The sequence below is a fragment of the Deefgea piscis genome (assembly GCF_019665785.1).
Classification (GTDB): domain Bacteria; phylum Pseudomonadota; class Gammaproteobacteria; order Burkholderiales; family Chitinibacteraceae; genus Deefgea.
Genome location: NZ_CP081149.1, coordinates 382,262 through 406,130, shown reverse-complemented (window position 1 = coordinate 406,130; position 23,869 = coordinate 382,262). Strand labels below are relative to the sequence as shown.

General features: G+C 48.6%; 25 protein-coding genes and 1 tRNA gene. 13 read left to right on the top strand and 13 right to left on the bottom strand.

Annotated elements, in window-relative coordinates; all coding sequences use genetic code 11:
* Positions 1 to 198: 198 nt before the first annotated feature.
* Positions 199 to 1,092: an endonuclease gene (locus K4H25_RS01965; protein WP_221021782.1), complete on the top strand. Its 894-nt coding sequence runs from the start codon at positions 199 to 201 to the stop codon at positions 1,090 to 1,092.
* A gap of 5 nt (positions 1,093 to 1,097) precedes the next feature.
* Here K4H25_RS01965 and K4H25_RS01960 read toward each other — a convergent pair whose 3' ends face one another.
* From K4H25_RS01960 to K4H25_RS01945, 4 genes are all read right to left on the bottom strand, one after another.
* On the bottom strand, positions 1,098 to 1,274 hold the full coding sequence (locus K4H25_RS01960; RefSeq protein WP_221021781.1) for a DUF1289 domain-containing protein: 177 nt from the start codon (positions 1,272 to 1,274) through the stop codon (positions 1,098 to 1,100).
* Between the two features lie 56 nt (positions 1,275 to 1,330).
* Complete coding sequence (locus K4H25_RS01955; RefSeq protein ID WP_221021780.1) at positions 1,331 to 2,077, bottom strand: substrate-binding periplasmic protein; 747 nt, start codon at positions 2,075 to 2,077, stop codon at positions 1,331 to 1,333.
* 100 nt (positions 2,078 to 2,177) lie between these two features.
* On the bottom strand, positions 2,178 to 2,888 hold the full coding sequence (locus K4H25_RS01950) for a hypothetical protein (protein WP_221021779.1): 711 nt from the start codon (positions 2,886 to 2,888) through the stop codon (positions 2,178 to 2,180).
* A 147-nt stretch (positions 2,889 to 3,035) separates the two neighbouring features.
* Positions 3,036 to 3,971 carry a LysR family transcriptional regulator gene (locus K4H25_RS01945; protein WP_221021778.1) on the bottom strand — a complete coding sequence of 312 codons (936 nt, stop codon included), beginning with the start codon at positions 3,969 to 3,971 and terminating at the stop codon, positions 3,036 to 3,038.
* A gap of 64 nt (positions 3,972 to 4,035) precedes the next feature.
* Here K4H25_RS01945 and K4H25_RS01940 point away from each other — a divergent pair, with 64 nt between their 5' ends.
* A complete protein-coding gene (locus K4H25_RS01940) occupies positions 4,036 to 5,145 on the top strand; it encodes an agmatine deiminase family protein (protein ID WP_255587927.1) in 1,110 nt (369 codons plus the stop codon).
* A 322-nt stretch (positions 5,146 to 5,467) separates the two neighbouring features.
* Here K4H25_RS01940 and K4H25_RS01935 read toward each other — a convergent pair whose 3' ends face one another.
* From K4H25_RS01935 to K4H25_RS01920, 4 genes are all read right to left on the bottom strand, one after another.
* Positions 5,468 to 7,024, bottom strand: coding sequence for an aminotransferase class V-fold PLP-dependent enzyme (locus K4H25_RS01935; protein WP_221021777.1), 1,557 nt, complete (start codon positions 7,022 to 7,024; stop codon positions 5,468 to 5,470).
* A gap of 172 nt (positions 7,025 to 7,196) precedes the next feature.
* Positions 7,197 to 8,267 carry a 3-deoxy-7-phosphoheptulonate synthase gene (locus tag K4H25_RS01930; RefSeq protein WP_221021776.1) on the bottom strand — a complete coding sequence of 357 codons (1,071 nt, stop codon included), beginning with the start codon at positions 8,265 to 8,267 and terminating at the stop codon, positions 7,197 to 7,199.
* A 490-nt stretch (positions 8,268 to 8,757) separates the two neighbouring features.
* Positions 8,758 to 9,312, bottom strand: coding sequence for a cytochrome b (locus K4H25_RS01925; RefSeq protein ID WP_221021775.1), 555 nt, complete (start codon positions 9,310 to 9,312; stop codon positions 8,758 to 8,760).
* Positions 9,313 to 9,382: 70 nt separating this feature from the next.
* Entirely contained in the window at positions 9,383 to 11,020 is a 1,638-nt protein-coding gene (locus K4H25_RS01920; RefSeq protein ID WP_221021774.1) for a histidine kinase N-terminal 7TM domain-containing protein, read from the bottom strand.
* 383 nt (positions 11,021 to 11,403) lie between these two features.
* Here K4H25_RS01920 and K4H25_RS01915 point away from each other — a divergent pair, with 383 nt between their 5' ends.
* On the top strand, positions 11,404 to 11,640 hold the full coding sequence (locus tag K4H25_RS01915) for a DUF2061 domain-containing protein (RefSeq protein ID WP_221021773.1): 237 nt from the start codon (positions 11,404 to 11,406) through the stop codon (positions 11,638 to 11,640).
* A gap of 97 nt (positions 11,641 to 11,737) precedes the next feature.
* Here the strand turns inward: K4H25_RS01915 and K4H25_RS01910 are convergent, their stop codons facing one another.
* Complete coding sequence (locus K4H25_RS01910) at positions 11,738 to 12,103, bottom strand: hypothetical protein (protein ID WP_221021772.1); 366 nt, start codon at positions 12,101 to 12,103, stop codon at positions 11,738 to 11,740.
* Between the two features lie 288 nt (positions 12,104 to 12,391).
* Entirely contained in the window at positions 12,392 to 13,546 is a 1,155-nt protein-coding gene (locus tag K4H25_RS01905; RefSeq protein ID WP_221021771.1) for a pyridoxal-phosphate-dependent aminotransferase family protein, read from the bottom strand.
* A gap of 133 nt (positions 13,547 to 13,679) precedes the next feature.
* Here K4H25_RS01905 and K4H25_RS01900 point away from each other — a divergent pair, with 133 nt between their 5' ends.
* The 4 genes from K4H25_RS01900 (at position 13,680) to K4H25_RS01885 (ending at position 17,147) form a co-directional block, all read left to right on the top strand.
* The gene (locus K4H25_RS01900; protein WP_221021770.1) at positions 13,680 to 14,453 is read left to right on the top strand and encodes a TFIIB-type zinc ribbon-containing protein; all 774 of its coding nucleotides are present in this window, start codon (positions 13,680 to 13,682) and stop codon (positions 14,451 to 14,453) included.
* A 473-nt stretch (positions 14,454 to 14,926) separates the two neighbouring features.
* Positions 14,927 to 15,604, top strand: a complete 678-nt coding sequence (locus K4H25_RS01895; protein ID WP_221021769.1) for a PEP-CTERM sorting domain-containing protein — start codon at positions 14,927 to 14,929, stop codon at positions 15,602 to 15,604.
* Between the two features lie 290 nt (positions 15,605 to 15,894).
* Complete coding sequence (locus tag K4H25_RS01890) at positions 15,895 to 16,833, top strand: sodium-dependent bicarbonate transport family permease (RefSeq protein ID WP_221021768.1); 939 nt, start codon at positions 15,895 to 15,897, stop codon at positions 16,831 to 16,833.
* 11 nt (positions 16,834 to 16,844) lie between these two features.
* Positions 16,845 to 17,147: a P-II family nitrogen regulator gene (locus K4H25_RS01885; RefSeq protein WP_173532810.1), complete on the top strand. Its 303-nt coding sequence runs from the start codon at positions 16,845 to 16,847 to the stop codon at positions 17,145 to 17,147.
* A gap of 130 nt (positions 17,148 to 17,277) precedes the next feature.
* Here K4H25_RS01885 and K4H25_RS01880 read toward each other — a convergent pair whose 3' ends face one another.
* Positions 17,278 to 17,859: an NAD(P)H-dependent oxidoreductase gene (locus tag K4H25_RS01880; protein WP_221021767.1), complete on the bottom strand. Its 582-nt coding sequence runs from the start codon at positions 17,857 to 17,859 to the stop codon at positions 17,278 to 17,280.
* 215 nt (positions 17,860 to 18,074) lie between these two features.
* On the opposite strand from K4H25_RS01880, the gene K4H25_RS01875 reads away from it, so the two are divergent.
* The 4 genes from K4H25_RS01875 (at position 18,075) to K4H25_RS01860 (ending at position 21,842) form a co-directional block, all read left to right on the top strand.
* Positions 18,075 to 18,824, top strand: a complete 750-nt coding sequence (locus tag K4H25_RS01875; protein ID WP_221021766.1) for a substrate-binding periplasmic protein — start codon at positions 18,075 to 18,077, stop codon at positions 18,822 to 18,824.
* A 155-nt stretch (positions 18,825 to 18,979) separates the two neighbouring features.
* Positions 18,980 to 19,660 carry a class I SAM-dependent methyltransferase gene (locus K4H25_RS01870; protein WP_255587921.1) on the top strand — a complete coding sequence of 227 codons (681 nt, stop codon included), beginning with the start codon at positions 18,980 to 18,982 and terminating at the stop codon, positions 19,658 to 19,660.
* A gap of 68 nt (positions 19,661 to 19,728) precedes the next feature.
* Positions 19,729 to 20,688 carry a YcjF family protein gene (locus tag K4H25_RS01865; RefSeq protein ID WP_221021764.1) on the top strand — a complete coding sequence of 320 codons (960 nt, stop codon included), beginning with the start codon at positions 19,729 to 19,731 and terminating at the stop codon, positions 20,686 to 20,688.
* A gap of 506 nt (positions 20,689 to 21,194) precedes the next feature.
* Positions 21,195 to 21,842 (top strand): YiaD family glycine zipper/OmpA-like lipoprotein, encoded by a 648-nt coding sequence (locus K4H25_RS01860; RefSeq protein ID WP_221021763.1) that lies wholly within the window; start codon positions 21,195 to 21,197, stop codon positions 21,840 to 21,842.
* 76 nt (positions 21,843 to 21,918) lie between these two features.
* On the opposite strand, the gene K4H25_RS01855 is transcribed toward K4H25_RS01860, so the two are convergent.
* A complete protein-coding gene (locus K4H25_RS01855) occupies positions 21,919 to 22,197 on the bottom strand; it encodes a peptidylprolyl isomerase (protein ID WP_182076025.1) in 279 nt (92 codons plus the stop codon).
* Between the two features lie 247 nt (positions 22,198 to 22,444).
* Between K4H25_RS01855 and K4H25_RS01850 the strand changes: the two genes are divergently transcribed.
* Entirely contained in the window at positions 22,445 to 22,969 is a 525-nt protein-coding gene (locus tag K4H25_RS01850) for a DUF6841 family protein (RefSeq protein WP_221021762.1), read from the top strand.
* Between the two features lie 102 nt (positions 22,970 to 23,071).
* Positions 23,072 to 23,578 carry a hypothetical protein gene (locus tag K4H25_RS01845; RefSeq protein WP_221021761.1) on the top strand — a complete coding sequence of 169 codons (507 nt, stop codon included), beginning with the start codon at positions 23,072 to 23,074 and terminating at the stop codon, positions 23,576 to 23,578.
* A 123-nt stretch (positions 23,579 to 23,701) separates the two neighbouring features.
* Here the strand turns inward: K4H25_RS01845 and K4H25_RS01840 are convergent.
* Positions 23,702 to 23,778: transfer RNA gene (locus K4H25_RS01840), tRNA-Gln, on the bottom strand.
* Between the last annotated feature and the right edge of the window lie 91 nt (positions 23,779 to 23,869).

Below are 23,869 nucleotides of genomic sequence, written 5' to 3'. Positions count from 1 at the left end.
CCACATCAGCAGCTTTAACCCCGATCGCAATGAACGTCCATTCCCCATCATCAGCTTTGTACTTATTACCTAGGGCAAATCTTACGAATACCCTAGTTCAATTCTGACGACGATTTTATACTGTCGGCGGTTTGATTGAATCCATGCGGTATTGCCACTGCTTCAATTGTTTTTCTCTCTTCTTTGATCGATTCCCCCATGTCTGTTTTAAATTCTCGCCGCATCATTTCGCTGGCGCTTGGCTGCCTGTTAACGCTGACTTTATCCGGCTGCGTTACGCAGGCGACGGAGCAAATTAAGCAATTTTTTAATAGCGCTGGCGTGCAGCAAATTGGCGACTGGGCCGAGCAAGGTTTGGCGGCGCTGACTTCGCCAACGCCACCACCATCGGGTGATCTAGCACCGCTTAATGCCGAAAACGTCGTGATGGCGACTCGGCAAAATCCGGTCGGGCATAGGGATTTTCAGCAGGCCAAAAAAGTATTACCTAGGGTATTTGCCGGTATGGAAGAGGATTTCTACTGTGGCTGCCAATACACTGGCAAAGAGATCGACTGGGCCAGTTGTAATTATCAGCCGCGTAAAAATGCTGAGCGCGCGCGGCGTTTGGAATGGGAGCATGTAGTACCGGCGTGGGTGATTGGTCATCAACGCCAATGCTGGAAAAACGGCGGCCGCAAAAATTGCGGCAACACTGATGTCATCTACCAAATTGCCGAGGGTGATTTAGTCAATTTGGTGCCCGCTGTGGGCGAGGTAAATGGCGATCGCAGCAATTACGCGTTTAGCGCGTGGACGCGCAATCCACAGCCGATGTATGGCAGTTGCCAAACGATTGTCGATTTCAAAGCCAAAAAAGTGCAGCCCCGCGAAGAAGTGCGCGGCCGCGCAGCGCGAATTACTTTGTATATGCACCAGCAGTATCAGCTCAATCTCAGCCGACAAGATCGGCAACTGATGTGCGCTTGGGCCAAAACCTATCCGGTGGATGCGTGGGAGATCAAACGCGATCAGCGCATTGTCGGGCTACAAGGCAGCGGTAATCCTTTGGTGAGTAGCCCTGAATTATTGGCGCAATATTGCCCGGCTTAGTTCGATTAGTTAGATTGAATGCTGGGCGGCAAGTGGGCGAGGCGTTGCCAAACGGCGTGTTTAGCAGCGTCGCTGCTGGTCGACCAAGCTTTGATTTCGTCCAAGCTACGGCGGCAGCCAAGGCAATATTGGCCAGCCGGATCAAGTTTGCATTGTTGAATACACGGTGATGCGACAGTCATGGCCTAGTCTGCAAAAAAGCGCGTATTGAACGCGATTACATGGCGGCTGGCAAGCACTAGGGTGCGACGATGACCGTACTACTGGGTAAGTCGATTTGGTAGCGGTTGGCGATTTGTTGAAGTTCACCCGATAGGGTGAGCTGGCGTAGCGCGGTTTCAAATGCGGCCAATGCCGCGCTGGCCTTCGGCGCAAAAGCTATGCTCAGTGCCGCCTCTGCCAAGGCTGGCTCTTGCCAGCTCACTTGGTGGGCGATAGGGGCTAATTCTGGCTGCGTCAATAAATATTCGCCAACGGCTTTTTCTAAAATCGCAAAAGAGATTCGCCCTGCGGCGAGTTTTTTTAAATTACTTTGATCGTCGTTGGCAACCTCAATGCGTACACCGGTTTTATACAGCGTGGTTGGATAACCATAATTGCGTACCCCGCCAGCAATCCGCCCCTGCAATTGATTTAAATCTAACAGCGGCACCAACTGCGCGGTGGGCACATAAAAGCCCAGTTTGCTGATAAAAATCGGGCTCGATGCCCGAAAGCCGGTATCCACATAACTATTGGGCCAAACGCCAATAATGCCGTCGGCGCGATTGGCTTTTAATTCATTGAGCGCCCGCGCCCACGGTACAAAAACAATTTCTAATTGATAGTGTGGCGACAAGGTTTTTTTGACCACCTCAATCAACGCGCCTTGCTTGGGCAAGGCTTGCGAGGTATAGGGTGGATATTCTGCCGCCAGCAAGCGTAATTTTTGTGCGGCGCAGCTCAAACTCAAGCTAAGCAACAACATCCCCACGATCAGACGCATTATTTGACTCCTGCCAAATCCGCCGCAATCATCCCCAGCCAACTCGGTGCTGCACAATCAGCGGGCTACCGAACACGATGAATCGATATACCCATATAGATTAGCCGCCATAAATCACTGCATCAGGAATTTCGTATTGCTCCGCACCAATTTTGATATGACTGACGTCTTGTTGCTTTTGCTGGCTAAATTCCCCGTGCGGCATCGGCTTTGCCGTATAGCCCGTTGCGATGCCATGGTCAAAACGAATGATGCGTTGGCCCTGCGCAACTTGAATCGTCACCTCTGCTGCGCCCTGCCCGTGTCGCACCACGCCAAATGGGCATGCTCGGGTTTGCTGAACAACGCAAGGTATCGTACCGGTGGCATGGTAAGGCGTGCCGCTCACTTTGGCGTCGGACGCTGGCGGCGACTCAATGGCGACTTTCAGGGTGAATTTCGCGATTTCATTACGCCGTGCGGCATTACGCATTAAATAAACCCGCAGCTTATATTCGCCACTGGCAGGCAACACCCCGCGATAGGTATTGCCAGCACTCGAACCAACAAACAAGGCTTCATCTTGTGAGCCCGGCGGCAAAATATTGAAATAACTACTGAGCTGGCGGCTGTTATACGCCACCGTCAGCGTTTGCCCAGCCTTGGCGTTCAGCGTGTAATCGATGTATTGATAGCCTTTAATCTGACCCTTGATCACCGTGCTCGATTGCCCTTTAGCAAAATGCACCGGTACCGTGGTGAGATCTTGCGCCTGCACTAGGCTAATGGGAAACAACACACAGACACTCAAAACAAATGCACGAACAAACATGGTCAGGCTCCAAATTGGCGGGCAGCGACGTACAAAGCCAGCGCTAAAAAAAAAGTGCAGCGCTATGATTGCCAAAATCAGAAACAACCGCAAGTTTTATGTCAGTAACCAATTCCTACGCAACCACTACATGACTAGCAATCTGCATCAAAACGCCGCCTCGGCTTCGCCAGCTTGCAGCAAAAAATCCCGCACTTGGCGCACAATCTCAGCACGCGGTTCGCCCGCAACGCTCGATAAAATCCACGGCGCGGCGGCTAAACGCGGATAGTCGGGCAAAATAAGTAATTGCCCAGTTTGCAAATACTCACTAGCTTGCCGCCGCAACACATAGGCCATCCCATCACCACGGCAAACGGCATCCAGCTGCAAACGCACATCGTCATAAATTCGCCGCCGGCGAAAAGCGGCTAGTTGCTGACGAAACTGATGGCTGGGACCTTCGTTTTGAAAATCCGCCTCCAGCGAAATCAGACCCATCACTTGATGGTGCTGATGGACTGGCAGCGCTTGTAATTCGGGCATTCGCTGCGGGCTAACCACGGCCACCCATTCATCGCTAAGCCAAGAGTGATCTTGCACACCGGCTTGCTGTAATGGCCGCTGGCTAATGAATAAATCAACGTCTACTTCGTCGATATACCGCGCCGACTCGTCCACCGATAGCACCAAACATAACTCGGGAATCGCCGCTTGCAACGCGGCCAATTGCGGCTGTAGCCAACCTTGCAACAAGGCCGCAGGCGCAACAATCACCACCAGTCCGGGGTCCAGATAGGTGTCAATTTGCGCTAAACCGCCAGCCAGCACCGACAGTGAACGTTGCACGCTGCGCAGCAGCACCTCGCCCGCCACCGTGAGCTCAACGCCACGACCAACGCGTAAAAACAAGGGCTGCGCCAGCTGTGTTTCTAATTGCAAAATTTGATGACTGATTGCCGATTGCGATAAGCACAATTCATCGGCGGCCCGCGAAAAACTCCCCAAGCGAGCGGCGGCTTCAAAACCCATTAATAATTTAAACGACGGTAGTTTGGTCATAATTGATGAGAAATATTGATAAATTACCGCTAAAAATATCATTTTTCCTCATCAATAAATAGCGCAACAATACGCTATACCTTCACAGCCACCTAAAGGAAGCCCAATGCATCCACGTCGCCGTTTTTTAAAACACACGCTCGGCGCCGCCGGTAGCAGCCTGCTGCTGGGCGCGGGGATTTCACTCCCCAACGTCGCGCAAGCCAATAACGACACCATTTGGACCATGCCCGATGAAGCCGCACCGCATCGCGCAACGTGGATGGCTTATGGTCCACAAGCGACGATTTGGGGGCCGCGCCTGATGCATGGCGCACGCGCCAATTTAGCCAGCATCGCCAAAACCATTGCGCAATTTGAACCGGTGAATATGCTGGTGCGGGCGGCCGATTACGACATCGCCGCCAAGCAATGCGGCAGTAGTGTGCAGCTGATCGTGCAAGAGATTGATGATTTGTGGATTCGCGATACCGGCGCAGTGTTTGTTAAAAATCAGCAGCACCAAATTGGCGCGATTGATTTTCATTTTAATGGTTGGGGCAATAAACAAAGCCATGCTCGTGATGCACGCGTTGCGGCGATGATGATTCGCAATACCGCAGTCACCACTTTAGCCACGCGTTTAGTGCTCGAAGGCGGCGCAATTGAAGTCGATGGCGACGGCAGCGCCATCATCACCGAAAGCTGCGTGCTCAATGCCAATCGCAATCCGGGCGTGAGCAAAGCCCACATCGAAACCGAGCTAAAGCGTTTGCTTGGGCTGAACAAAATCATCTGGTTACCCGGCATTGCGGGCCGCGATATTACCGACGGCCATACTGATTTTTATGCCCGCTTTACCGAGCCCGGTGTGGTGGTGGCGCATATCGATCATGACCCTGATTCCTACGATTACGCAGTGACTCGGCGGCATTTAAACCTATTACGCGCAGCCACCGATGCCAAAGGCCGCAAGCTCGAAGTGATCGAACTACCAGGACCGAATTCAATTCGCCAGCAGTTTAGTAATGATGAATTTACTGCCGGGTATATTAATTTTTATGTTTGCAATCACGCCGTCATTTGCCCGCAATTTGGCGATAGCAAAACCGATCGCAATACCCGCGATATCTTGCGCGATTTATTCCCTAGCCGAGATGTGGTTCAACTGAATATCGATGCCATTGCCGCCGGTGGTGGCGGCATCCATTGCGCCACCCAGCAGCAAATAGCCTAGGTATTGCCACATAAGCAAATTGATTCAATATTTATATGGCAATACTCTGTGTTGGTATTATGATTTTGTGCTGTGCATTTTTAAATGCCTACGGCGTAGGAGCGGGCTTGCCCGCGAAGATTTTCCTTATTGAGCTCGCATTCGCGGGCAAGCCCGCTCCTACCAATGCCACGCTTTTTATAGGTTGGTGCGCTTGGGCGGCTGGTTAAGCCCCAGACCAACGAGCGCAGCTCTGCATCAACAGCAAATCTGAATATCTACGCATAGCAACAGGTATTGCCACACAAATCAATTCATATGATCTATAGACGGCAATACCCAATTAGTCAGCAACACTTGGCATCGGCAAGCCCGCCAGGCCATCTGCCAAATGCCAAGTTTGGCTATAGCCTTTAGCGCGCATCAGGCTGAGTAACTGCCCGCTACGCCGGCCACTGCGGCAAGCAAGTAACAAGGGCTGATCGAGCGCGATCTGGCTTAACCAAGTCGGCAATTGGCTCAATGGCTGCGCAGCGATGGTCAGCCCAAGCGATGGGCAACACGCGGCTTGTTCCCATTGCTCACGAATATCGATTAAAACCCCAGCCGGATGCGCGGCGATCCACGCGGGCAATTGCTCGGCGGTGACGGCGTAGCGGCTAGAGAGCTCTAGGTCTTCATCTGGCAACGCCACTTGTTCCAGCTGCAGCATATCATTCAGATGGGTTTGCAGAATGTGTCCGGCGAGGGCGATTCGTTCAACGGCAGCGTCGATATCGGCAGCGCAAACGTTGGGCGAAATCGACAACCGAATCGCGCTAGAGGCGCGCTCTTCGCCTAAACCCATCGCCATTAACACAAAGCTCGGTTTGGCGTTTTTGCTATTGCACGCCGAGCCAGCACTGAGCCGTAAACCGAGCGCGTCAAACAAATCGAGCAAGCATTTGCTTGGGATGCCGAGTAAAGAAAAATTAATCGTCGTGGGTAAACAGTGCTGGCTAGGGCTATTGATCATCAGTTGCGGAAAGGCGTGTTGCAGCGCAGTTTTTAGCCGTTGCTGCGCCACAGCGAGCGCCCCCGCTGGCCCGAACTGCCCAGCCAACAGCGCTTCGCACACTGCACCCAAAGCGGCAATGCCGGGTAGGTTTTCAGTACCGCAGCGCGCATTGCTCTCTTGCCCACCACCCGCCAAAAGCCGCGTAAATGGCGCACCGGCACGCGCATACAGCAAACCGATGCCCTTGGGGGCGTGTAATTTATGCCCCGAGAACGGCGCATAATCAATTCGCAAGCCGAGCCAATCGACCGCCAATTTGCCCAGGGCCTGTACGCCATCCACCAACCATAAGGGCCGTACTGGTAGCGCATCGAGCACACCGGCAATGCCGTCTAAATCGCTAATGGCGCCGGTTTCATTATTGGCGGCCATGGTACACACCAAGGCTGCGCCCTTGGCGTTTTCAGCCAGCCAGCACAAATCATGTCGACCTTGTTGATCAACCGGTATTGGCAGCAACTCCAGCGTGAGGCCCAAAATTTCGCCCCAATGCGCCAGCGCCTCGGGAACGGCTTTATGCTCTGTGGCACCGTATAACACCCGCACCAACGCCGCGCTGCGCTGCGGATACAGTGCCGACAGCACCGCTGTTTGGATGCCTTCGGTGGCACCGGAAGTAAAAATCAAATCGTCTGCAGGCAATTGCAACACCGCAGCAACGGCAGCGCGGGCGCGATCGAGCTCAATGCGCGCGCGAATCCCTGCGCCATGCGGGCTGCCCGGATTGCCAAAATTATCGCTAAGTACCCGAATCATCGCCGCTTGCGCCGCCGGCAAAATCGGCGTGGTGGCGTTGGCATCCAGATAAATTTCACTGCAATGTGTGGCAGTCGCGTCGCTCATCGGGGCTCACCTTCAATTTGGATTGAACCATTGTGCGACCAACGACCAAGCAATTCAATCAGCAAACGGCTGACAAATTACCCAGCGAACCCACAATCGGCCAAAGTTAGATCACCATCAAAAGATGGCCAGATGCGCATAAGCTGAGGCGATAAGGCCCCAGCTGATTGGCTTAAGCCCGAGCGGCTTTGGCTGCGGCCAAGCGTTGCGCGGCGTCGCGCAACATACTTTCGGTGCTAGCCCAATCAATACAACCATCGGTAACCGAGCAGCCATAAATCAATTGCGATAAATCAACGGGGATTTTTTGATTGCCAACGACTAAATTCGACTCGATCATCACGCCCACCAAAGCTTGGCTGCCGTTGACGATTTGATTGATCACATCATTCATCACCAGTGGCTGTAATTCCGGCTTTTTATAGCTATTGGCATGCGAGCAATCGACGATGATATTGCACGGTAATTTGGCTTTTTTAAGCGCTTGCTCGGCCATTGCCACCGATACGGTATCGTAGTTTGGTCGACCATCACCGCCACGCAGCACCACATGCCCGTATTGATTACCGCGCGTACGCACAATCGAGACACGGCCTTGGCCGTTCAAGCCCAAGAATGAATGCGGGTGCGACGCCGATAAAATCGCATTAATCGCAATACTGATATCGCCATCGGTGCCATTTTTAAACCCCACTGGCGTGGATAGGCCGGATGACATTTCACGATGCGTTTGCGATTCAGTAGTGCGCGCACCAATCGCCGTCCATGCGATTAAATCGCCCAGATATTGCGGCGAGATCGGATCAAGCGCTTCGGTAGCCGTCGGCAAGCCCAGCTCGCACACGTCAAGCAAAAAGCGCCGCGCTTTTTCCATACCTAAATCGACTTGGAATGAATCATCCATAAATGGATCGTTGATATAGCCTTTCCAACCAGTGGTGGTACGCGGTTTTTCAAAATAAACTCGCATCACCAGCAATAAACTGTCTTTAACTTCGGCTTGCAGTGCTTTCAAACGGCGCGCGTATTCTAAACCGGCCACTGGATCATGAATCGAGCAAGGGCCAACCACAACAATCAGGCGGTCATCTTGGCGATCGAGAATGTTTTTTAAGGCTTCTCGCCCTGCATCCACTACTTGGGCGGCGGATTCAGAAAGCGGTAAACGGGCGTGTAATTCTTCGGGTGAGGGCATCGCGTCAAACGAAGTGACGTTGATATTCTCTAAGTCTTGGCTGTTCATCGTGAAGTCGATCAAAAGAGGAAAGCCAAAGAGTATAAACGAAGGCGTTGCGCCGTCGAGCACGAGTCATGCTTTTGGCATCGGGAAAATCATACAAACTATGGGTATTGCTAGATAGTTTTTTAAAAATAAGGGCTAGTTGGCAATACCCATTAAACTTTGCTGGTATGCAGATTGGGTTTGATGGTTTTAATTTAAGTGCCTGCGGCACATTCGACAGGGACTCACTTTTCTTGCTTCGCCAAGAAAAGTAAGCAAAAGACGGCGATTTTGATCTCGCCCAGCTCCGCTGTCAGCCCTGCACCCCGCGTCGCTAAGCGGCTAGCCGCTAAGCTTTGGCGTCGCCTCGATCGATCGTGAGCCAAACGATAAAACAGTTTGTCTCCCTCCTCACTCGGTGCGCTTGAACGGGTTGTTAAGCTCCAGACCAACGAGCGTGGCTCAGCAACTTACGGCCTAAGCCATCGCAAGATCGACATTACAGCTACAATTAATCATCATTACGAATTGGCCCTATCATTCGGCTCATCGTATCGTCTTTAATAATACGTTGATGCCACAGCCCTGCGCCGACGTGCAAAATGACTAACCACAGCAGCGTATTGCCCAAAAACTCATGCACGTCTTTGACGTCTTTGGCGGTTTCGGGGGTCATGGTGAACATCGTTGGCAAAATCCAGCCGAAAAAATCCACCGGTTTACCAAAACCTTGAATAAATGCCACGCCCAAAATCGGCATGCAAAACATCAGCGCATATAAAAGCCAGTGCGTTAAATCGGCAACTTTCATAATCAAGGGTGCTGGGCTGGGTGTAATCAGCGGCGAGCGATTGGCGGTGCGCCAAATAAAGCGTGGGATTACCAACCAAAAAACGATGATGCCAGCTTGAATATGCGCCATTTTCAAGCCATCGCGCCACGGATCGCCTTTGGGAAAATACCCCTTTAGCTCAATACACGCCAAGGCAGCGATCACCGCGATAGCACAGAGCCAATGCAATAGACGAGCGACTTTGCCATAGCTATGGCGAGTGTTTTTTAGCATGTTTTACCCCAAGGAGTAAGTGATTAGATTCAGCACAAACTTTCACCCTGTTGACTAATAAATGCAAGCATTAGTCAAACATTGCCGTGGTGCTCAAGGGTTCAATCGAGATTTTATGCTTGGGGCTGGCTAATTCGCTGCGATTACGGCCCGCATCTTTAGCCCGATACAAGGCCATATCAGCGTAAGCGATGGCGGTATCAAAGGTATTGCTAGCATAGGCGACCTCGACAATCCCGGCCGAAAAAGTTACCGGCATTGGCGTGCCATGCACTAAAGCTGGCTGAGCGAGCAATTGTTCGCGCCAAACTTCAGTGAGTCGCAAGGCTTGGGTGGCGCTGGTGTCGGGAAAAATAACTAAAAACTCCTCGCCACCCAAACGAAATAGCAAATCAGTTTGCCGACTATAGCGGCGTAATAATTGCGCCATATGCCGTAAAACTTCGTCGCCTGCACTATGCCCATAGTGATCATTAATGGTTTTAAAGTGATCTAAATCGATCATCACCAAGCTAATCGTTTGCTGCTGTTGCGTGCTATGACTGAGTAAGTTGGGGGTGACTTCATCCAAAAAGCGCCGATTGTGCAGATTGGTTAATGGATCAAGAATCGCCGCTTGATGCAGCTGTTGTTGCAATTGTGCGTTCGATTCCAATTGCGCTTCAAGTGAAATCAACGCTTGCTGTAAAGCCAACTGATTATGTTTATGGTGGGTGATATTGCGCAGCACCAGCAATAGACCAATCGGCTGCTGCAAATAATAAATGGTAACCGAGCGCAAATCAAAATACGCGTCGCCCAATTGCAACTCAAACTCAACCGGGAGCAAACGATCCCATAAAGTCGGTAATAAATTATCAAATGAAGGTAGTAATTTAAGCGGCAAACCAATCGCATTGGCCGGCATATTGGGTAACGCTCGCGCTGCGTGATTCAATCTGGCGATTTGCTGCTGATCATTAATCACCAACACGGCATCGGGAATCGCGTCAAATAACACATCATGCGCGATTGGCAATAAATCAAACCATTGCCGATGGGTAATCAGCCAATAAAAAATCCCGCCCATAATTAAAAAACTAAATGGCGTCGGATCAAAATCAAACAGCGTAACCAATCCGGTTAAATGCGCGGCATTGGCTAACCACGGAATCGCCATCGCGATCGCCAAACCGAGATAATGCTGGCGATACAGTGCATTGGCGCGAGCGAGGGCATTAATAATGACCAACATACTCAACGTCATATAACCGTATAAATACAAGGCACATAAATAAAACCATGGGCCATGTTCATAGCGAATCGCCGCCCCCGGAGCATCGCTCACTGGCAATGTACTCACATACAGCCAATGATGCTGATCATTGGTAAAAGCAATCAGGCAGGTGAGTAGCGGCATCAACCACAGCGCCAATTGCCCAAACCAAGTTGGACGACGATCATCGCCTTTGACATAGGCCCAAACAAATAGCGTCCAATAGCAAGGCACCGTGACGATGCCTAGCCAAGCGAGTTTGGCCCACAAAATTTTATCTGCTGGCGCGGTTTGCCAGTTCTCCATCCCCGCTGCACCACTCCACCATGCCGATGATAGCAACATGCCGACATAATAAAATTTAGCGGGGAATGCATTACGCCGCGCAGTCAATAGCGCCAACGCCAGCGTAAAGATCGTGCAGCTGAATAATACTAACGCCGGCCAATTCATCGCTTGGGCCTGAATTGATCATTCACAATGGCGATCAGAGATAGGGAGTAAGTGCTCATTTTTTAATTGTAAAGCATCGCTGCCGATTCAATTCGATTCGCTGGCTGGCTGTCTAATTTCACAGACAATCTAGGCTAACTTGATGTTTTATTTCTAAACTCTTGCTGCAAATTTACCACCTAAAAAAATAACGGCATCGAATCATATTTAATGATTCGTGACATCAGCGCCTTAGCAATCAAAGCCTAAACTTGCTTTGCAAATCAGCACCAGCATATCGATAGTTTTTTGCTATGAAAGTCGTGCAAATATTCAACTGTTTATTTTAAATGAGAACGAATATCATTTGCATATCAAACACATTAAGCAAACAGGAGACAATCATGGCTAAGACGATTACTTTTGCAATGGTGCACTTTACCGTGGCATTTAGCGTGGCGTACTTGATTACCGGCAGTTTGGGTATGGCGGGATTTTTGGCTTTGATTGAACCGATGGTCAATACCGTGGCGTATTTTTTCCACGAAAAAGCGTGGGATGCTTACCGCTTGGGGCGCGGCCAATCTGCAGCGCAGACTGCCGAGCAAACATCAATCGAATCTGGCCATGCCGTAGCATAAGCAGCATGCTATCGGCGGGCCGGATGCAAAAGTGTATCGTTTACTCTGGCTGCTTAAGCCAAGCAGACTCATCGCCAAACACATTTTGCCTAGCAATTTACTTTTGCGAGTCAATATCTGCCAGTGATTCTTCACCTTTGGTGGTGATGAAATGACCGACTTCGCCTTCACGCGTTTCGATATGGCCTTTACGCAATAAAAACGCCAGTGCTTCACCGTTAATTTTGAGCGTTGGATTGATTTTTAATTGGCGCAAACTCTCAATACAGAGCGTCATAAAAATAGTTTGTTTACCCAAATCGGTGATTTTCAAAATCCCAGTTTTGCGCTCATAGGCGGCTAATTTTTGCCCAGTGAGGGCTTTTACATTTTTAAATACCGCGTGGCTTAAACGGGTACTTTTCAAACCACGGCTCACTTCAACCAGCGCCGCCATTTCATCTTTAGATAATTTTGTACTCATCAGTTACACCTCAATTCACTTTATTGCTCGACATGGTACGCGTCCATGCTCAGCAACGGGAAACTCAAAGCTCATTTTATGCGCAGATTTAAGCTACAAAGCGCATTTTTAACGCTTTTGCACTCCCATTCACCAACAATAGCGAATCACCATCGAGTACCGCACCAAAAACTCCGACTGTGAATCCACGATGGGCTGCTTTTTTATGCATAAACGATGCGCTTCAAACTAAATAAAAAAAGCACCGCAAATCATCATTGCGGTGCATGTTTTATGACTGACTTGGCTTTATTTTTTGGCTAAAACATTGCCCAATGCTTGAAGTAATAAAGCAATGTTTTCACGCCGCGCCGCATAGCCCATCAGACCAATTCGCCAGGCTTTTCCTGCCAAAGCGCCAAGACCAGCACCAATTTCTAAATTATAGTCTTGCAGCAACTGGCTGCGTACCGCAGCATCATCCACCCCAGCAGGTATATATACTGCATTCAGTTGTGGCAAACGTGCCTCAGCAGGCACCACAAATTCAATACCGAGTTTTTCTAAACCATCGCGCAATTCAAGATGCATGGCCGCGTGCCGCGCCCAGGCGGCTTCTAAGCCTTCTTCGGCCAATAAGCGCAAAGACTCGTGCAAGGCATATAAAGCATTCACCGGTGCGGTATGGTGATAGCTGCGCTTGGCTCCACTCCCATTTCCCCAGTAGGCCATGACCAAGGTTTGATCGAGAAACCAACTTTGTACTGGCGTTTTACGTGCTTTAAGTTTTTCTACCGCGGCAGCAGAAAACGATAATGGCGATAATCCTGGCACACACGATAAACATTTTTGGCTGCCAGAATAAATCGCGTCAATTCCCCATTCATCAACGCGCAATTCAATGCCACCGAGCGACGTTACGGCATCCACAATACTTAAGCAGTCATATTGCTTGGCCAAAGCGCATAGTGCTTTAGCGTCTGATCGCGCGCCGGTTGATGTTTCGGCGTGCACAAACGCCAAGAACTTTGAATCAGGATTGGCCTGCAGTGCAGCCTCTACGGCCTTGGGATCGACTGGCAATCCCCAATCGTTATCGACTAAAACGGCAATCGCCCCAACACGCTCAACATTTTGCCGCATCCGCTCGCCAAATACGCCATTGCGGCAAACGATGACTTTTTCGCCCGGCTCGACCAAGTTAACAAAACATGCCTCCATCCCCGCAGAACCCGGCGCTGAAACCGCCAAAGTCATTTCGTTTTGCGTTTGAAATGCATACTGCAACAACGATTTCACTTCATCCATCATGCCAACAAACACCGGATCTAAATGCCCTAGCGTTGGTTTGGCTTGAGCAGCCAAGACCGAAGGATAAACATCAGAAGGACCCGGCCCCATTAAGGTTCTTTGTGGAGGAAAAAAAGGTTGAATGCTGGGCTTAAGCAGTGTTGACATCGGCATAACAAACTCCGCTAGAATAAGTGATGGCCTATTATGGCTGGCTGTCGCCAAGCGGTCACGCCTTTGCAATTGGGCGTACCGATCTAAGACAGTCTGCCCAAAATAAGTACACTTGGCACTACAGGAATACACCATGAATTGCACTGGATGCGGCGCGGCACTACCCGTTGACCAACTCGTTTGCAGCTATTGCGGCTTATATAATGCAGTTGATTTACTAGCCATCCGCGATTTCAAAATACTGGCTGAGCACAGTGAATTACATTGCCCCAACGGCTGCGGTGATCTGCAACTCTTGCAATTAGGCATAAAGCAAACCACGGTCGGCCATTGCTCGAGCTGCAAAGGGCTGCATTTTGCCCCCGGCGCACTGCCGATAGTGCTCGATCATGTGGCTGCGCAAGTTCGCGAAATCAATCATGGGCGAATTCGACAAATCATCATTCAACGCATCAAACCTGAGGTTGTTCGCTACAAGCCCTGCCCTGCTTGCAATAAAATGCTGAATCGCCGGGCTTTTAGTCGGCACATCGCGGTGATTGTCGATGAATGCCGCGAGCATGGGGTCTGGCTCGATGGCGGCGAGTTTAGTATTTTGGCTGAATGGATGGAAGCAGGCGGTCAACAATATGTACTGGCTGAAACCGAACGCCAAGCCAGAATCGACGCCGCTAATGGTCAAGTCGATGCGATTCGCTATACCGCCGACTCGCCTAAGCCAAACGAAATACCCCAAAGCATCGACGATTTTTTCCGCTCGCCCAAGCCCAATGCGCCGTTCAGCGAGAATGTACCTGCGTGGTGTGTTGGCGCCGTCTTAACCCTATTACTCTTTTTTTTACTTGGACTAAGCTGGCCGGTTTATTTACTGGCACTTGCGACGGGTTTGGCTTGGCATTGGCGTTAGCCATCATTGCGATTTTTATCATCGAGTATGTCGCTACAAGCCATATAATTAAAGTCTTATTGGCTTATACAGGCCATATCATTTATGCCCCAAAATACGATTTATCGCAATTAATTTAAATCGAAAAAATTGCGGATGTGACTTTAATTTTCTACCGCTAATCAGAAAACATTAGCCTACTCAAGCCTGACGTTGGCTCATATCTCTCTGAATTTTTGCATTCCTAATAGCCCATCTTCCACATTTAAAATATACCGTAAGCATTATTTTAATCGGCAAGCTAATCAGCAAAACACTTACATCTCGGTGCGTCACGAATAAAAAAAACAATACAGAAAGCCTGGTGAATTACGTTGTCAGTATGACATATCACCATATCCATTGCGCCATGCAACATGAATGATCACCGGTCTTGAATGCTGACAAGCGATCGGCAATATTACCAACTTCTTAGACCTGCACTGGAGCTCACCATGCGTAACATCCTGATTGCTTTACTTTTATCTGCCCCTGCTCTAGCGCAGGCCAATTTAGTACAAGATGGCAGTTTTGAAGAAACTGTCGTTCCGAATGGAACTTGGAACGTCTTTTCCAGCGTCGGCACTGGCGGTGTTTGGAAAAGTATTTCGGGCGCGGGGATTGAAATCCAACGCAATGTGACTGGCCCTGCATCACAAGGTCAACAATTTGTTGAGCTTGATAGCCATACCAATAGTGCCATGGCGCAATCGCTTGGCACTACAGCGGGCCAAAATTACAATTTAAATTTTGACTTTACTGCCCGGCCAAATACCACCGTTGCCACCAATGGCTTACAAGCTTTTTGGATTAACTCCCTTGGCGCTGGTGCAACAACCGCTAGTATTCTCGCGGCAGCAACAATGAGCAATATGATTGCCGATTTGCACCCTAGCGCAGTTACCAGCAATACTTGGAAAACCTTTAGTCAAAATGTAACCGGCAGTAGCACCGGCTATAGCTATTTGGTATTTAAAGCGACCGGAACTTCCGATAGCTATGGCACTTATCTTGATAACGTTCAAGTAAATTCCGTCGCCCCTATACCCGAGCCAGAAACATACGCCTTAATGGGCATCGGTTTAGTCGGCTTGCTTGCAGCACGCCGTCGAAAACAACAGCAATCGCACTAATCAACACAAACCCGATCGCAAGTCTCTAGCGACTCTTATTTTATGCCGCTCATTGCAATAATGAGCGGCATTTTGTATTTCACTTTTCCGTGATCGACAACGTCAGCGCGAAAAATTCGTTCCGCTGCGAACGGCAATTTCCCACCATAAAAAAATGTCTATATCCTATTTTCCACTACGTACTTCTGCTACACAAAATAATGGAAATAGCCTTTGTTTTTATATGTTTTTTATTTTGGCAAAATGTAGTAAATTCGTAAATATTGCCAATAAATAAGAAATATTCCTACATGCAAATCGATCCCGTTGTGCTATTTTTCTTGCTTGGCTTGGCCGCAGGCTTGGCAAAATCAGATTTAAAACTACCTAGTGCACTCTATGAAACACTATCGGTTTTTTTATTACTCGCCATCGGTATTAAAGGCGGCTTAATTCTGGCCAAACAACCGATATTGACCCTATTACCACAGGCCCTGCTCGTCATCTTTATGGGCGCGCTGATTCCATTGCTGATTTATCCACTGCTACGCACCAAACTCAGCCAAGTCGATGCCGCCAGTATGGTGGCGCATTATGGATCGGTGTCGGTTGTAACTTATGCGGTTGGCGTGGCTTTTCTGGCGCAAAAACAGATTAGCTTTGAGCCACAAACGACATTATTTTTAGTGCTACTCGAAATGCCCGCGCTAATGATTGGCGTCGTGCTCGCGCGAATGGGGCCCAATGCAGCCCAATCCGGTCATGGCTGGCGCAAACTTTTACATGAAGTCTTTCTTGGTAAAAGCATGGTGCTGCTGATGGGTGGCTTACTTATTGGTGCTTTGGCTGGGCCTGAAGGCATCAAACCGCTTGATTTGTTGTATATCGATTTATTCAAACCGGTATTAACGCTGTTTTTACTTGAAATGGGCTTAGTGGTTGCCGGCAAAATGGGGATTTTACGCCAGCAAGGTTTGCTGGTCCTCAGTATCGGGATTATTTTACCGCTACTGCTCAGCTGGATCGGTATTGGTTTTGGCTTACTAATGGGACTCTCATTGGGCGGCTTAACCTTGATGGCGATTTTAGCTGCCTCTGCATCGTATATCGCAGCACCAGCGGCGATGCGCATGGCTTTGCCCGAAGCCAATCCAGCACTATCGCTCGGCGCGGCGCTTGGCGTAACATTTCCGTTTAATATTCTGGTGGGCGTACCGCTCTATCATCAATTTGCTGGCTATGCGGCTTAAGGAGCTGTGCGATGACTTTCCATACCCGAACACTACTCACCATCGTCACCGAAGCAGTACTTGAAAATGATTTAATCGCTTTATTTGAAGCCAGATCGATTCGCGGTTGGACAATTGTTGCCGCACGCGGCAATGGAGAACACGGCGAAAAACATGGCAATTTTGATGCCAATGAAAATATTCAAATTGAACTCATCATCGACACGCGGCAAGCTGAACAATTAGCTCTCGCAGTGCATCATCAATTTGGTGCGCATTTCGCTTTAGTGCAATGGCTTAGTGAAGTACGCGTATTGCGTGGTGATAAATTTTAGTTGATCAAAAGCACAGCAATGAATTGCAGCGGCTCATTGGCAAATAAAACCTAGCCGCCGTAGTAATACGGCGGCAACCAGCAAGTACAAATCTTAAAAACGCTACGGTTCATCCAGATATGCTCTATGTCTAAGCAATGTACTGCTGTAAATGCTGTTGATAACGTAAAAAATCGCCGGCAATATCCGGCTGCTTAATCACATCAGCACAAATAAATGTGGGTAATGCACTCATGCCCAAAAATTCATTCGCCTTATGAAACGGCAAATACACCCCGTCGACCCCCGCACCGGCAAAAAAATCATCGGCATCGGTAAAGGCGCTCATCGGCGCATTCCAAGTGACCGAAAGCAAATAGGTTTTGCCTTGCAATAATCCACCCGAACCATATTTTTGCTCTGGATGTGATCGAGAACGACCATCGCTGTGATACAACACGCCATGCCCAGCAGTAAACACTTCGTCGATGTATTTTTTTAAAATCCACGGTGCCCCCATCCACCAAGCCGGCATTTGATAGATGATGGTATCAGCCCACAGTATTTTATTAACCTCATCTTCAACGACATACCCTTGGTCAATATGACTCGCTTGAACTTCATGTCCTTGCGCTTGCAGTGTCGTTTGGGCAAGGTCACTCAAGGTTTGATTCAATTGCCCCTTAGAATGCCCAAATTCTTTTGCCGCATTAATAATCAAAATCCGTGACATACGCTCTGTTGCCTTGTTGAATTTTCAGAACATAAAGTTACCGATAAAACTCCGCAAAATAAAGGCAATAAGCCCATAAAAACAAATTGAAAATCATTCTCACTAAACCACTGGTCAACACTTGACGCGAATTACGGCAACAGCGATGATGCTCTTACTGTAAGTCTGTCAAAAAACTGACCCACCAATCTTTTGCCACATTGAATCTCATCGCTATGCCGCGCATTTTTTTGTTTACTCTGGCGCTATTTTTTGCGGCTTGCAGCTTTGCAGCGCCACAAGAGATAGAGCTTGCCAATGGCGAATGGCCACCATTACTCGGCGCGAATCTGCCGCAATATGGCTATGCCAGCCAAATTGTCAGCCGCGCTTTTGCTCTAGAAAACATCCAAGTGAAATACCAATTTTATCCTTGGAAAAGATCGCTCGATGTGGCGCGCAGTGGCAAGGTGAGTGGCAGCCTACTGTGGATTGATAGTACCGAACGCCGGCAGGATTTTTTATACAGCCAACCCGTTTATCGCAGCAAAGTCGTGCTGTTTTTTCATCGTGATCGACCGATTTATTGGTCGCAACTCAATGACTTAAAAGGTCATCGGCTCGGCCTTACCCATGGTTATTATTACGGGGAAGCATTAACTCAGTTAATACAAAGCCAACAGCTAGAAAGTGATATTGGTAATAACGATGCGCAAAATTTTGCCAAACTACTCGCCAAACGCATCGATGCTTTTCCTTGTGAAGAAGCGGTCGGCATGCACCTCATTCGCCATAATTTAGGGAGCAAAGCCTTAGAACAACTCAATATCAGCACACAAATCATTCATGAAGAGCCGATGTATTTATTGATTAGCCGAAAAACGCCCAATGCCAAACTCTTGCTGCAACGGTTTAATCAAGGCCTGGCCAAAATGCAAGCGAGCGGAGAATTAAACGCAATTTTAAAGGCTGCCCAACTGCGTTAATGCAGAAGTACGCATCACCAATTGGCAGGGGGTGTTAGTATGAAAAACGATTCATCACTCGCACCTCTGCCCCGCCGTTTACTCCTCGCCTTGCAAAGCGCCCTGCGCCCTGTCGGTTCGACTAGCATTCAGTGCTGCACATGCCCAAGGCTGTCATGCTCCATGCTGTTCCGTTTGGCTACCAAGTCAAACAACTCCCCGTCGCTGTCGCTGGTGGGGCTGATCTTCATATTCGTGCCTTACTCGATCGACAACAATTTTATGATCCTCTGGGTGAAGCGGAGGCCGCAGGGATTTCTGAAGCCTGCTGGCCTTTATTTGGGCAAATTTGGCCATCATCACAAAAACTCGCCGACTTAATGCAAAGCTACGATTTAGCCGATCGCCGTGTCCTCGAAATCGGCTGCGGTTTGGCACTGGCGAGTATGGTGATTCATCGTCGGCTCGGCGATATTACCGCTAGCGATTGCCACCCCTTAACCGAGCAATTTCTAAAGGCCAATTTACAACTCAATACGCTGCCAAAATTGAAATATTGCACCGGTAACTGGGGACGCAGCAATCATGATTTAGGCGAGTTTGATCTGATTATTGGCAGCGACGTACTGTATGAGCGTAGCCATCCTGAAGTGCTAGCCACATTTATCGATCAACATGCAGCGGCCAAAGCCGAAATTTTAATTATCGATCCCAATCGCAGCAATCGTAGCGCCTTTCATAAGCAAATGGCCAGCCGTGGCTTTAGCCTGCACGAAACCATGCTGACCCAAGCGCTCAATGACGGCAGCGCCTATCGTGGCCGACTTCTACAGTATCTACGTTCAGATCCACGGTAAAAATAAACCATTGGGAACAAAGCCATAGCGAATGGGTCTAGTAAAAAACCACTTTCTGAGAGGACATCATGCAAGCCGTACAACAACAAGCCATTCTCACCATTGCGCTACTGGCCGCGTTTGCCGATGGCAATAATGATGAACGCGAGCGCGAACATATCCGAGGCTTAGCCCAATCTTTAGGTCAAGACAGCGGCATTGATTTAACCCGCTTATATCAAAATGTTTTATTTAAGCGCGTGAACTTGGCCTCAGTGTGTATGCAATTGAGTAGCGAGGCCGAACGCCAATTTGCCTATGAGATGGCGGTGTGCGTCTGCGATGCTGATGGCAGCACCAGCGCAGCAGAGCAGCAATTTTTGGCCGAGCTTAAATCGTGCTTAGCACTCAACAACCCCACAACCACGCTGTTTCAGCAAGAGGCTGACTCCTTGGCCGCTGCCGGACAAAGCAGCACGCCCTTATTCACGACCCAGCCAATCAACACTCAACCCACCAGCCTGCCGATTGTTGATCAAGCGGCGATCGACAGTAGTATTTTAAAATCAGCCATCCTCAATGGTGCGCTCGAATTACTGCCGCAAACTTGGGCCTCGGTGGCGATTATCCCACTGCAAATTAAAATGGTTTACAACATTGGTCAACGCTATGGCTACGAATTAGATCAAGGCCATATTCGCGAGTTTTTATCCACCGTCGGTGTCGGTTTAACTTCGCAATATCTCGAACAATTTGGCCGTAAACTGGTTGGTGGTTGGTTCGGCAAAGTTGGCGGTAAATGGGGCAAGACTTTAGGTGGCGCAGCAACGGGCATGGCATTTTCTTTTGCCAGCACCTACGCCCTAGGCCAAGTTGCCAAACGCTATTACGCTGGCGGGCGCCAAATGAGCGCCGCTTTACTCCAGCAAAGCTTTAAAGAAACCTTGGCGCCGGCAAAAGACCTACAAACTAAATACCTACCTGAGATTCAACAGCGAGCCAGTACGCTCAACGCCACTGAGATCATGGCCTTAGTAAAATGTAAATAAAGGGTATATCATCGCAGCCTTTTTTCATAAAAGGCTGCATTACAATACCCTTTAATATTGCAGTGCTTCTAGTGTGAACAATAAACGAGACAGAGCAATCTCCAATCGATCAGATCGATGCGCTTAACAAGTCAAAATCACATCCAGCTGAATCATCATCAAAAGTACGACTCAATCTCTTGCGATCGGTGTTCAGCACCAGCGCAAGCAGCGGCATACTCATCAATCAATACCCTTTAAATATTTAGAACAATCACCGACTAGCCACCAATGCCTCGGTGGAATTAACACGCCGTATTTGAACGTTTCTCCCACTCAAATCGACCATTGGGCTGAAGACAATAACAGTGTGAAATTTTTGCTTATGATGGTTCATCCGCCGCCAAAAACGCAATGGACTACGGATAATGTGATGAAAATCACCTGAATTTGGGTATTTTTCTATAGCTTAATGGCATAGATAGTGTTTTGATTGCCCTTATCAATTTTTATGAAAGGAATACATCATGAAACGTGCTCTTTTACCTGCATTAATCGCTTTCAGTTTAGTCGCAACTGGCTGCTCAAACATGTCAAAAACAGAAAGTTCAGTCCTTGGTGCCCTCGGTGGCGCCGCCCTTGGCGCAGGCATTAGCAAAGTATCCAAAGGTAGCCACACTGGTCGCGATGCCGCAATTGGTGCCGCAGCGGGCGCCATAGGTGCCTATATGTGGTCATCACACATGGAAAAACAACGCCTCGCAATGGAACAAGCAGCACAGGGAACAGGTATTGAAGTCAGCAAAACCCCCAACAATGAATTAAAACTCGAAATCCCTGCGGATTTCTCATTCGCCGTTGGTAGCTCAACGATAAAACCAAGCATGAAACCGATTCTAAATCGCTTGGCACAAACATTAAATCAAAACCCATCAACGCAAGTACGTATTGTCGGCTACACCGACAATACCGGTAGCGATGCAATCAATAATCCATTATCAGTGAATCGTGCCGCAGCAACGCGTAACTATCTCGCCAGCCAAGGCGTGGCCAGTCAGCGTATGACAATTGATGGCATGGGCTCAAGCAATCCAGTTGCCAGCAACGACACCGCAGCGGGTCGTGCACAAAACCGCCGAGTTGAAATTTTTGTTGCCGAGCCAACACAGCAATAATCATTGCACCCGCAATTGGGCAAAAAAAAACACCGCCATTTAAAATGAGCGGTGTTTTTTTATTCGCGCAAGCTGCTTAGCCGCGACTAGTGACCACCAAGAGGTGATAACCAAATTGCGTTTTCACTGGGCCTTGTACTTCATTTAATGGCGCACTAAAAACGACTTTATCAAACTCAGGCACCATCATACCAGGGCCAAACGAGCCCAACGCACCACCTTGTGCCGAAGATGGACAGCTTGAATTGGCTTTAGCAACGGCAGCAAAATCAGCACCGGCTAAAATTTCTTGTTTCAGTGCTTCGCACTGGGCTTCAGTTTTTACCAATAAATGGCTGGCAGTAGCTTGAACCATGAACAACTCCTACAAAGACTTGGCTTTAATTAAATGAATACATCTGAATATTTTTATAGATGGCGATGAAAGTCATAATTTCAAGCAGAACAATTCGATTCAATCGATCAACAGCATTGCCATTGCAAAGCGGGAAAATCTGCATCAAAAGTACATCACCATATAAGTAAAAACCCATGTTTCATTGAGAATCATTTATAATTTTTGAAAACACAATTTTGAAGTTGGTTTAAAGAAAGGTTTCTGAATGACTTTAGAAGATTTTTTTGAAGACTTTGCAACGGTCTACACCAAACTCGATGTCGATGGCGTTTGTAATCTGTTTGCCATGCCTTTTTTTACGCTCATCAATGAAGAACGCACCGATTGGCCCGAAATAGATGCACTGCGTGAAACCACGCAAGCATTATTTACTTGGTACGCGGCACAAGGCTTTCACGACGCCACCTATACCATTCTTAGCCTGATGCAAATCAGTACTGATTTAGCCAGCGCTCAATTACGCTGGCGCGTCATTCGCAATGATGGCAGCCCATGGGAATACCAAACCAGCTATCACCTCAAACGTATCGAACAAACGTGGAAAATTGCTGGAGTCATTCAATTTGAAAATGGCGCAGCCGACCAAAAAATCCATTTTTATGATCCAGAACGTCGCAAGCAGCAAACGCCTTTATTGGATATAGATCGCCGCAAACAACAGGCTCCGCTGTTAGTACAAGCAGAAGAAGCACTGCGCGATATCATTCATCGACCCACTCAGCACTCTTAACTGGAGCTGTTTATTTTATGCAACAGCATGTAGTTAGTTTTTACTTACTACATCAGTTTGAGCTTATATATAAACCATGTGTCATCGCCGCCGAGTGCCATCATGGAAAAAACTATTTATTCTAAAACCTCAAACGGCCAACAAGAAATAGCGCAGCGCAGCGGTTTAATCAGCCAAAAAGAGCGGCAGATCTTGCTCTTGATTGATGGCAGCCGCCATCATTACGCTTTAATTGAAATGCTGCCACAGATCGATGTGGTCGAGATCCTCTTAAAACTACAAAACCTAGGCTTAATCTACTCAGCAACACCGGAACAAATCCTCAATCAACACACATTCACCGGCCCGAGCACGCTCACGCCCGATTTAGTGCAAGACCTCAAGCAGCAGCGCCAAATCGAAGCGGCGCGCCAAGTGATCATGCAAGTGACACAAGAATATCTCGGACAAAATTGGGAGCAGCGCTTGGCTGAATTATTAAGTAGCGTTCGCCGTGCAGAAGATTTTGCGCCGATTGTCGAGCAATGGGGAGTTGCACTACGCCGTTCAGGTTATCGGGGTGCTGCCGATCTAGGCGAACGAGAAGTCAAAGCGGTCTTAAGCAACTAAGCCAGGCAACAGGGGTATCCATAGCTAGCCTATATTCATAAAGCGCTGCAAATAAATACGTCTTGATTAGAAATAGCAGACAATAAAAAAGAGCCGCATCGCGACTCTTTTTTATACAATTCTTGGCAGGGGAAGAAGGATTCGAACCTTCGCATGCTGGAATCAAAATCCAGTGCCTTAACCAACTTGGCGACTCCCCTAGCGACTAGCCTTGTTGACTGTGTGAATCACATTCAGCAAGTTAGGGGGCGGATAATACCCTATATTTTTTAAAACGGTAAGTCTTTTTTT